We start from the raw sequence: 11180 nt of genomic DNA, 5'->3' as shown, positions 1-11180 counted from the left end.
CATACAGTACGATGTTTTGACCTTCGATCAGACACTGATCATACTCCTTCGTGAGTTTCTTGTCGATGAACCATCCGACAAGGGCATATCCAGGTCTGGATGGTTCCGGCAACACAGATTTGAGGATGGAGTGACCGATGGGCACCATAATATCAGAAACGATGATATTACATCCAGAATCGAAAGAAACAATAGCCCACTCGTCTTCATCATTGCCCCAGTTCTCAGTTATGTTGAGAATGTGATCAACTGATGAGTCTTCCAGAGTGTAGGTGCCGTTATCGGATTGTAATTCGTCATCTCCATCCATTACAGTGAGATCCGAGGGCGTATGACGATCATCTGTAACTATGGTGAATGTATTGCCATTCACATTTACAACGACGCCATTCAGTTTTGTGACAACATAGACGTTATCCGCACCGTCGGCAGCATTCACGATTCCATAGTCTTCATGATAATGGATGTATCCGTCAGTGTTCGAGAAACCATCCTTCATTTCTTTTGAAATGTATGTGCTTTCGCGCCCTGCAGGAAGATTATTCTCCACAATACCTTTCGAATCCAGATAGTAGGCTGCCTTCTTGCAGTCGGATGCGATTACCCCCTGAACCGTTGCAGTCTCGGAGACTATGATAACCTTGTCCAGATAATGGGCCCCGGAGATCGCATTCTTGGATATGGTCAAAGCCTGCGCAACAAGCTCCACAGTCCTCAGATAATTAGTTCCCTTGAGCGAACTGACATTATGTGAGAAGAATGCAAAGCTCGGAACAGTCAAATCGCCAGTACATTTGAGAGTTACATTCCTAATATTGGCTGTTGACCCAGACAAAATGACATCCTTGGCCATCACGACTACGTTTTCGAAAACCCTTGGAGATTCTTCCGCATCAGAGAAAGCATTCAAGTTGAGTTCAACAGTCTTGTTCTCTGAATCGATTCTCAGATCCTTTATACTGCTGCATCCGTAGAATGCATTAGCTGCCACAGATGTCGTGCCTTTCAAACACAGATCCGATACTGCAACACCCTGGAACGCATAGCTACCGACAGAATCGACTTCCAAAGTCAATTCTCCGTTCTCTGCTATAGCCCGTGGAACGGATATTACCTTCTCACTTGTTGTGCGTAAAACTCCGTCGCTCTTACTCGAGAACTTTGAATTAGGGGAATCCACAGTCACCTTCTCCAAACTGGGAATGACGGAAAGGGCATTCCTGGCCTCGGAGCATAACGGATCCCCAGAGAATCCAGGAATCGTCTCAACATCGGCTGGAATTGTGATCTGCTTCGCGGACGGACTTACAAAAATAACATTCTTCTTATCAGAGGATAGAACAACCACATTTGAGTAACCATTCAAAGATTCACCACATAATTCGAAATGATTACTAGCAGCAATAGAGTTCACAGCTATGCATCCCTCGAAGGAATCGAATTTCAATTCTGTCAAGGATTCTGGGATCGAGATGGCCTTCAGTGACGCACAATCCTTGAACGCCCCCGAACCTATCGAAATGACACCATCCAACTTCAGAAGATGCGTTTCGTCCCAACCCAATGTGATGCAATGCGAGAATGCCTCGGTTCCGATTACATTGTTCATCCCGCAGAACTCGACGGAAGCCAGCTTCTCGCAGTTCACGAATGCCTTGGAACCGACAGTGTTTGATCCTTCGAAGATCACACTCTCGAGCGATGAGCAGTTTGAGAACATTCCCCACTGACCATCTCCCTCGATTTTCACTCCGGCAGTGATGGTCAGTGTTTCGAATCCGCATCCGCTGAAACATGCAGTACCGAAACTGGTTACATGCTCCAAACCGGACACTGTCTTCAACGACGAACAGTTCTTGAATAGATTATCGTTCAATCTGATTTTTCCATTGAACTCTACATACTCGAGATTCTTACAACCCAGGAATGAGGAGGACCCGACACTAATACCATCCTTGGTGGGGAGCACTAAATTTGTGATGCCTGAGTTGGAGAACGATCCCCGGATGGTGGTGAGAGATTGTCCGAACGTGACATCCTTGAGAGAAGAACAACCTGAAAAGGCACCACTCTCAATTGTCTCCACATTATCCAGAGAAATGTGGTTCAGTGATGTGCAACCCTTGAAAGCACCAGGACCTATCGTTGTAATAGACTCTAAACTGTTTTTATCATCATTTATGAACTTGAGATTGACACAGTTTGAAAATACAAACTCGCCGAGGCTATCCATTCCTTCCGGCAAGAATATCTCTGTTAGTTTTGAACAACCGCTGAATGCTGCATTTCCAATACCTACAATATTCTCATTCCTCAAATCAGCTTTAATAATCGTGGAATCCGCACCCACGATTGTCTTCTTACCGTCTGTCTCACTATAATAGACCGATCCACCGTCCATTGGAAGAGTTTTGTATACATTCGTTCCATCTGAGTAATGGACCACTGAATTATTGTTAAAGATCTCTTTACCAATAATCGTATCAATTCCGATAATCAGTTCATCCAATGACGTGTTGTAAAAGGCATAACCACCAATGCTCTTGACTTTACTGGCATCTACCTTTCCACTCAGCCTTGAGTCTTTGAAACAGTATTGATTAATCGATACACCGTTGGAAAATGAAACAGATTGAATGCTGGAACTACTGAAAGCGTAATTGCTTAGAATAGCATTAGAACCTACATCTAATGATGAGGCCCCTGTGCAACCGCTAAAAGCATGATTACTCACCGTAAGGTTTGCCGGAAGGATGATGTGTGACGAAATGGTAGACGACATAAACGCGCTTTCACCAATCGTCTTCACATTATCGAAAGATATCGAGTTTATTGAAGACTGCCTGAATGAATAATTTCCTACATTGACATCGGTTCCAGAAAAGGTCACATTACCCATCTCGGAATTCTGGAATACGCCATCCCCCACATCACCCGTTATCGACAACGTGGATATCTTCGCAGAACGGAACGGCATTTTGTCTTTCTCTGCATTCTGTTTATAAATGGCGATGTCTTGACAGATCAGCTCACCTATGGTCGCATCTTTGAATGCGTTGTCGTCCAACGGCCCCGACAATGTCACCTTGTTGAACTTCATCCCCTCGAACGCATATGCACCTTGCTCTCCTGAAAGCGTCAGATCTCCATCAATGGATATTGAAGTACCAGTACACCAGTTGCTGCCGTATTTTGTAATCTTGTCATAGCCATATCCGGAAACGAATGAGATCTCACAAAGTGATGAACATCCGTTGAAGACCTCACTAGGCATTTCCGTCAACCCGAAACCGGTAACTTTCGTCAACTGAGTGGAATTCTTGAAAACAGAAGATCCAAGTGTTTTAACGCTGCCGAGATCAACTTCGGAAATCAAGGATTCTTCAAAACAGGATGGCCCGACATCAGAAACTGAGAAGTTCTTCAGAACGGATATACTAGTGTAAGAAAAAGCCGACCTACCCAACGAAACCACGCCATTCAGATTCGCTTCTCCAATGACTTCCGAATTGAAGGAACTCAATCCTGAATTGTAGAAACAAAGATCTGGAATCTCGGATGTTGTTACTCCTGTGACCTCTGTTAGTTCGGAACATCCCTGGAACATGCCTTTGGAAAGATCTGTAATTCCAGTAACAGTAGTCAGATTCTTGCAGTCTTTGAATACCTCATCCCCCCATTTCGTCTCGCCATTAGAGGTGATTGCTGTTATTCCTGACGAGGTAAATGCATTATTGCCCACCTCGGACACATCGAGTGTAATGGAAAAACTCCCCGTGATGCCCTTAAAAGCGTTAGAATAGATGATCCAGTGTTCATCTCCTTCTGATATGTGCAGATTAGTCTTTGTTATGTCGTTTACCTTGAACAACCCGTACATCCCTGCAGATTCGAACGATTTCCATTCACCGCTAAGACCTTCTACAGTCTTTGATTCAGTGGTTGTCCAGAATGAAGGTATTACCCATCCATATCCGAGTTTATCGTAATCTGCATTGTTTCCATTGAAGTCAATTGTCTGATTGATCTTAGAGAAAGCATCATCCTGAATGCTAGTCACACCTTGTTCAACACTGACTGATTCCAAACCGGTGCAACCCGAGAATGCTGCAGAACCAACATCTCCTGACTGAATGGTCAACGTCTTGAGGGATGTGTTACCTTCAAAGGCCCCAGTACCCACATCAGTTGTTTTTACAGTACCCTCCGTAAAAGTAACCCTGTTACCAAAGGAATAATCGCCAACTGAGATCAGATGCTGGGGCTGGTCTCCGGAAAATGAGATGTTGATGTTGTTTTCACAGTCGAATGCGTGATCTCCGATGATGAGGTCGTCATGCAATACTACAGATAAATCTACAGATCCTAAATCCACTGACGACTGGTATGAAGATGTCTTGTCTACTACGGGTGAAAACACCATTGTTCTTGATGTTTCATATTCCCCCAAATTCTCCAGCAAACTACTATAATCAAATTCATCTGAAATGATGGTTATTTTAATACTATCTCCAAAAACATCCGGCCCTTTAGCCAGGGGACACCCAGGCAATACCGTTCCACCTACAACCAAATTAAATGTGAATGGTGATTCTTCTGAATGGTTGTAATAATCAAATTGCCCGTAATCAGACGTTACATCGAATAATAAAGCATTTTCAACTGAAGGTCCAGCTACTGATAAGAAGTCTTCTGGCAGAACCGTGTTCAGACATACAATATTATTAAAAAAACCAAATATTTCAGAATCAAAATCAGTGGAACAGAATTTATTTCCAATTACAGATTGGTTCAGTAATGCAAAGGACCCTACAGATTCTGTTCCTACACAGTCTATTGTTGAATCTTTACATATAGAATTGATTGTAATGGTATTATCGCCAATAATCACACATTCTGGCAACACAACCATTCCCATACTCCCATCACTATTCTTTATGTCCTCCACATTTCCATCCTTTACTGTGATCTGTGTTTTGACATCTTTTGGATCCACATTGTAGTAAGTTGTAACTCCGTCTTTTACTTCGTAATCCGTGTATTTTCCTAACCATATGAACGCTTTTTGATTGTTGACTGTAGTGATCACTGAATTGAATGTTCCACTGCTATCAATCAACGATACTGTGGCACCGTTCGACGCGCTTATCGAACACTTATAAAAGCAGTAGCCACCGTCGGAATATTCGACTATGGATTTTATATCTAGACCAACTATGGAGTTGCCCACGCTAATCTGGAACCCACTATCACTTGAATCCAACTCTACATCGAAAAACGATCCAATATAAACCTCGGCCTTCCCGTCGACAGACTGCGCTTCGGATGAATATCCGGATTCGGCGAGAACCAGCACAGGCGTCAACGCCAATACTATTGCAAGTACCAAGCTCATTTTACGATTCATTACTCTTTCCTCCGTCAAGGTAAGACAGGTTCCACTGATGCAGAATCGATCTTTCATGTCAGAACGGAACAACTCAGAATTCAGAGTAGACCATCATGATTGATACCTTGAGAGAGGGTGCGTACGCTCACCCCCTGGTTCAGAAAAACAGAGAACGACATCAGGCGCATTGGTCCTGCGTACGGATGGGTTCTCTGGATAGTTTTCAACTGTAGACGTACGTCGAATAGATTAGTTTGAAACTGGACTCGACGAAATCACAGTTAGTATCAGTCGGCACGTTATCCAAGGTGCTGTATGCCCCAAGGTTGAAAGACAGATACGCGTCAGCGCCTGTGTTCTGAACCCAATAGATGTAATTGGCCCCAGATACGGTTCCAAGGTTGAACATGGTGTTCAGCCATCCGTTGTATGCACCTGCTGTGTCTGTTCCACTCACATTGGACGAACCTACAGCATTCTTCAAAGCAGCATACGCATTGGATCCCACTCCGCGGACAGTTATACCATTGGAAAGGTCATCTGCAGTCAGTGTCTTTGAAGTCCAACGACCTGCTGCATTCTTGTATGTTACACTAGTGCCATCAGCAATGACAGGAGTAGCTCCAGTATCTGCATCAATTTTCAGATAGAAGGTGTACTGATAGTTGGATCCTGAGGGCGTTATCATTGTCGCCAGTGTCTTTCCGGCAAGGTAATTGCTCACATCAGTAGGAACGGATGTGATGTTCGCTCCGTAGTACAGAACAACATTCGCGGAAGCTGCGGCTCCGTCGGTGAAGGGTGTGATGAATCCGATCGCGTCGGGTCCGACTGCCCATCCGTCGTTGTAACAGATGGTGTTCCAAACGCTGGTTGTCGTCTCGGTGACCGTTCCGATCGCCGAGATGTTTCCGTAATTGCTGTTGATCTCATCGTAGGATCCGTAGTCGTTGGTCTTCTGGACCACATAGTCCTCGTCAGCTGTGATCGAGAGACCGGTCGCCTTCAGAGCCTGGAGTGCGTTGTATCCGGCCATCGCAGGATAGTCTGACCAGGAACTGCCGTCGTAAATGTAGATATTCATCGAACCGGCGGTAGCCGCATCCGAATCGTCCGCATCCACGGCGATCACGACCGCCCCGAGGCACATGACGAGCGCCAGGACAGTTGCAACATACTTGCATTTCATATTATCATGTTCCTGATGAAATCAGCTACCGGGACACCCGATATTATCGACCCGGAACACCTCACCTTCATCGAAAATAGGATTTTCATTGTCATGATATATAAGCATATGCTGGTGGGTCGGTTCTATCTGTCCACAGGTTCCGACATAATGGCGGTAGATGGATTTATCGTCCAATTTACATAACATGCCCATATCGTCCGATGCGGACAAACGACCCGTCCAACTATGACAACCGATATAACCTCTCGACGGGAGACGGTCATCCATGATACTGATAAGGACCGTCCGCATGGGACGCGGCTGCATGTACAGCGATGCGGACCTCTACTGCACACTGTACATGCTGAGCAGGAATTCCGCGGTGGGCAGGAGGAAGATCTGCCGCGAACTCGATCTCGGGGACGGTAGCATCAAGGGCCTCCTCTCCCTCATGCGCGACCAGGAACTCATAATGACATCCAAGGAGGGATCGTCCATAACCCCTTACGGACTGGAGCTCGTAGACAGGATTGGGATCGTCCCTGTTAGCATAAACGTCGGAAGGTTCGTGATAGGCCAACATCAGAACGGGGCCCTGATCCGCGGAGGGGCACGCCTGATATCCAACGGGACCGAACAGAGGAATCTGGCGATAAGGTCCGGAGGAGAGGGGTGCACCACATGGGTCATCAGAGACAGGAGGATGTTCATGGCCCCAGACATGAACATGGAGGAGCTGTCCCCCGGGTTCTCGAAGACCGTCCTCGAATCGGTGGACGCCGAGGATGGCGATGCCCTGATCGTATGCAGTGCTGAGAACGAGAGCATGGCGAGGCTGATCAGCATCGACGTCGCACTGAACACGCTGTGAACACCACGGCTCATAGGATGAGGGGTCGCAACGGTGTCTGCGACCCCCGATTCCCTCAGACCCTTATGTGTCTGGCCGCCTCCTCCACGGTGGCCCCGTGAAGGACTATGTCGGACACCGCGGACATCATCCCCCTGACGTTCCTGTTCTGGAAGATGTTCCTCCCTATCGACACTCCGTGGCCTCCGGCCTCCAAGGAGTCGTGGACCATGTTCAGGATGTCCATGTCCGAGTCCATCTTCGGACCGCCTGCGATGACCACCGGGACCATGGTCCCCCTCACCACGTCCCGGAACGAGTCTATGTCCCCGGTGTAGCTGCACTTGACGATGTCCGCGCCCAGCTCCATCGCCACACGCGCCGCATGGGCGACCGCCTGGGGATCGAAGGAGTCCTTTATCCTGGGGCCGCGGGGGTATGCCATGACGATCAGGGGCATCCCCCATTCGCTGCATTGCCTGGAGACCATGCCCAGGTTCTCCAGCATCTCGCCCTCCGTCTCGGCCCCGACGTTGATGTGCATCGAGACGGCATCGGCACCCAGCTTGAGGGCCTCCTCCACCGTGGCGACGAGGACCTTGCTGTTGGAGCTCACCCCGATGTCCGTCGACGCCGAGAGGTGCAGGATGAGGCCGACGTCATGACCGGAGGTCCTGTGGCCCTGTGGGACGATCCCCTTATGCATCAGGACAGCGGTTGCACCGCCATCGACCACGTCGCTCACGGTCCCCTTCATGTCTATGAGCCCTGGTATGGGGCCCACGCTGATCCCGTGGTCCATCGGCACTATGACCGCGTTGCCGCTCTGCCTGTCTATGATCCTCTCGATCCTGATGCTCTTTCCGAACATGTCTTTCACCGTGCTACGTGCTAGCACGGCACACTATAATAATGTTTGCGACGATGAGGATGATCCGATGGATGAGGGATGGGAGAGGTTGAGAATGGGATGGACAGGGGGTGCCTCCCCCTGTCAGGGTTCACTGTTCGCCGACGATGGTGTCCTCGGCGGACTGTATGCACTTCGTGAGGACCGAGTACGCGTTGATCATGTCTGATTCGCCGACTATGAATATCGTGTCGGTGTGGCAGCTGACGGTCTCCTCGATGTTGATGCCGGCATCCGACAGGTTCGTGATCAGATAGGCTATGACACCGCTGGTGTCGACGATCTTCTCCGGGGACTTCACGGCGATCTCCACCAGGTTCTCCCTCACCTTGATCAGGTTGAACCTTCCGACGGTATCGATGATCCTGTCCTTGAGACGCGTGTCGGCGATGATCGTCACGGCGGATGCCGATTGGACGCACTGCATTATGCTGTCCTCGTTCCAGAGGTCCTTGAAGAGGTTGTCCATCTTGTGAAGGACGGACCAGTCGTTCTTGGCCGTGACTATGCATGTCTTGGTGCGCATCTCCAGCCTGCTGTCCTTCAGGATCTTGAGGATGCTGAGCTCGTGGTCGGTGGTGACCGAGAGCTTGGACGAGTAGCGGCGGCAGGCGATCATGACCGCCTCCTCGTTGTCCACGCCCAGGTCCTTCATGATCATCCTCGCCAGGGAGGAATAGTTGATCAAGCCCTTAGATACGCAGTCCTTGATGCTCGGATGGGCATCGATGTAAACGCGCGTGCGTTCCGCCAGACTCTCCTTCACTGGACTTTTCGGCATATGTCCCATATCCCCGTCGTGATATATTAGGTTGTTCAGAGAGAGACAAAGAAATGATAAAAGGTTTGGAAAAGCGACATCTCTGTCACTCAACGAATGATGTCCGCGAGCATGTCGGTGAACACGTCGGTCTGCCCCTCGTCGATTATGAGGGGAGGTATCAGGCGCACGGTCTTGCCGTGGGCCACGTTCACGAGCACCCCGTTCTCGCGGCATACGGCCTGGACGTTGGACGCGGTCTCCGGCGAATCCATCTCCACACCGATCATCAGACCGTACCCGCGGACGTCCTTGATCTTATCAGACCCTATGGAGGAGATCTTCCTGCGCCACTTGGCACCGAGGTCCTTCGAGTTCTGCACCAGGTTCTCCCTCTCCATGATGTCGAGCGTGGCGCATCCCGCCGCGCACACCAGGGGGCTTCCGCCGAACGTCGTGCCGTGGGTGCCGGGGACGAGCGTCATCGCATACTCCTCCTTGGCCGCGAGGGCGCCGATCGGGACCCCTCCGCCCAGGGCCTTGGCCATGGTGATCGCGTCGGGGACCACGCCGAAGTTGTCGATGCCGAACCACTCTCCCGTACGCCCGATCCCCGTCTGGACCTCGTCCACGATCATCAGTGCGCCGGAATCGGTGCATAGGTCGCGGACGGTCCGGAAGAACTCGGCATCGGCGGTGATCACGCCTCCCTCGCCCTGGATGGGCTCGACGAGGACGGCCGCGACGTCCTTCGTGATCATCCTCTTGACCGATTCCGGATCCCCGTACTCGTAGTACTCGTAGGCATCCGAGATCAGCGGTTCGAACCCGCTCTGGTACTTCACCTGCCCCGTGGCCCCCAGGGACGCGGAGGTGCGCCCGTGGAACCCGTTGAGGGCGGACATGACCTTGTGGCGGCCGGTGTACTTCACGGCCATCTTCAGGGCCGCCTCGTTGGCCTCGGCACCGCTGTTGACGAACAGCGTCCGGTCTATCCCCTCCGGCGATATGGACGCTATCCTCTCCGCCAGGTCGGCCTGCTGTTCGACGTGATAGAGGTTGGACACGTGGGCCATCCTCGCGGCCTGGTCCTGGACGGCCTTCACCCAGTCGGGGTGTGAGTATCCGATGGAGTTGACCGCGATGCCCGCGACCAGGTCCAGATACCGTTTGCCGTCCGAATCGAACAGGTAGCATCCCTGTCCGTGGTCGAACGAGAGCGGTATGCGTCCGTAGTTCTGGAACAGATACTTGTCGCTCTTCGCCTTGATGTCCTTGAAACTGCTCATTGTCATCCCTTCGTGATGAGGGTCCCGTGCGGGACCCCTCTGATTATGTCCGTTACTATGCTGTCCGGGTCCTTCCCGTTGACCATGCGGACGGCACCGGCCCCCGCCTCCAGGGCCTTCCTGCAGGCCTCGACCTTGGGTATCATCCCTCCGGATATCGTGCCGTCGGCGATGAGCTCGTCCACCCTCTCCAGGGTGAGCTCGTCTATCTTCGACGAGGGGTCCGATACGTCCATCAGTATCCCCGGGACGTCCGTTATGGCGATCATCTCGGTGCATCCGGCTCCCGCCGCGATGCCTGCCGCCATCGTGTCCGCGTTGACGTTCAGCATCCTCCCCTCGGCGTCCTTGCCTATCGGATAGACGACGGGCGTGATGCCCTGGTCGAGGAGGTCCTGTATGCTGTTCGGATCGGTCCCCGAGACCTCTCCGACCAGACCCAGGTCCACCTCCTCGCCGTCAACTGTGACCGGGGCCTTGCGGGTGCACACCGTGCAGAAGTACCCGGGGATGCCGACCGCCGTGACGCCGCACTCCTCCAGACATGACACCATGTCCGAGTTGATCCTCCTGAGGACGACCTCCGCCACCTCCAGGGAGTCGGCATCGGTGACCCTCACCCCCGCGACCTTCTTCGGCGTCATTCCGCGGCGCTCCATCTCCTCCGAGATCTCCGGCCCGCCGCCGTGGACGAGGATGACGCTGCATCCTCCCCTGATGAGCTCCGCCACCTCGCGCGAGAGACGGAGCATGTCGTCGTGCCCGCGGATGGCGTTGCCTCCGAACTTGAGCAGATACAGGCTCACGTCGA

6 protein-coding genes and 1 pseudogene are annotated in these 11180 nt (G+C 51.0%); 1 reads left to right on the top strand and 6 read right to left on the bottom strand.

What is annotated here, in order from left to right; translation table 11 throughout:
• Positions 1-7: 7 nt before the first annotated feature.
• Positions 8-4423 (bottom strand): annotated as a pseudogene (locus tag V5D86_RS08810) (leucine-rich repeat protein); the annotation flags it as partial.
• 1189 nt (positions 4424-5612) lie between these two features.
• On the bottom strand, positions 5613-6578 hold the full coding sequence (locus tag V5D86_RS08805; protein WP_414596314.1) for a hypothetical protein: 966 nt from the start codon (positions 6576-6578) through the stop codon (positions 5613-5615).
• Between the two features lie 268 nt (positions 6579-6846).
• On the opposite strand from V5D86_RS08805, the gene V5D86_RS08800 reads away from it, so the two are divergent.
• Positions 6847-7431, top strand: coding sequence for a DUF4443 domain-containing protein (locus V5D86_RS08800; RefSeq protein ID WP_414596313.1), 585 nt, complete (start codon positions 6847-6849; stop codon positions 7429-7431).
• 55 nt (positions 7432-7486) lie between these two features.
• On the opposite strand, the gene V5D86_RS08795 is transcribed toward V5D86_RS08800, so the two are convergent.
• The 4 genes from V5D86_RS08795 to argB form a co-directional block, all read right to left on the bottom strand.
• The gene (locus tag V5D86_RS08795) at positions 7487-8281 is read right to left on the bottom strand and encodes a 2-amino-3,7-dideoxy-D-threo-hept-6-ulosonate synthase (RefSeq protein ID WP_414596328.1); all 795 of its coding nucleotides are present in this window, start codon (positions 8279-8281) and stop codon (positions 7487-7489) included.
• 130 nt (positions 8282-8411) lie between these two features.
• A complete protein-coding gene (locus tag V5D86_RS08790) occupies positions 8412-9101 on the bottom strand; it encodes an ACT domain-containing protein (protein ID WP_414596312.1) in 690 nt (229 codons plus the stop codon).
• 89 nt (positions 9102-9190) lie between these two features.
• The gene (locus V5D86_RS08785) at positions 9191-10369 is read right to left on the bottom strand and encodes an acetylornithine transaminase (RefSeq protein WP_414596311.1); all 1179 of its coding nucleotides are present in this window, start codon (positions 10367-10369) and stop codon (positions 9191-9193) included.
• 2 nt (positions 10370-10371) lie between these two features.
• Positions 10372-11175 (bottom strand): acetylglutamate kinase, encoded by an 804-nt coding sequence (argB, locus tag V5D86_RS08780; protein WP_414596310.1) that lies wholly within the window; start codon positions 11173-11175, stop codon positions 10372-10374.
• Positions 11176-11180: the final 5 nt, after the last annotated feature.

Source organism: Candidatus Methanoprimaticola sp. MG2 (genome assembly GCF_047501175.1).
Taxonomy (GTDB): Archaea; Thermoplasmatota; Thermoplasmata; order Methanomassiliicoccales; family Methanomethylophilaceae; genus Methanoprimaticola.
Note: the sequence above shows the minus strand (reverse complement) of the source record. Positions and strands in the feature narration are given on the sequence as shown.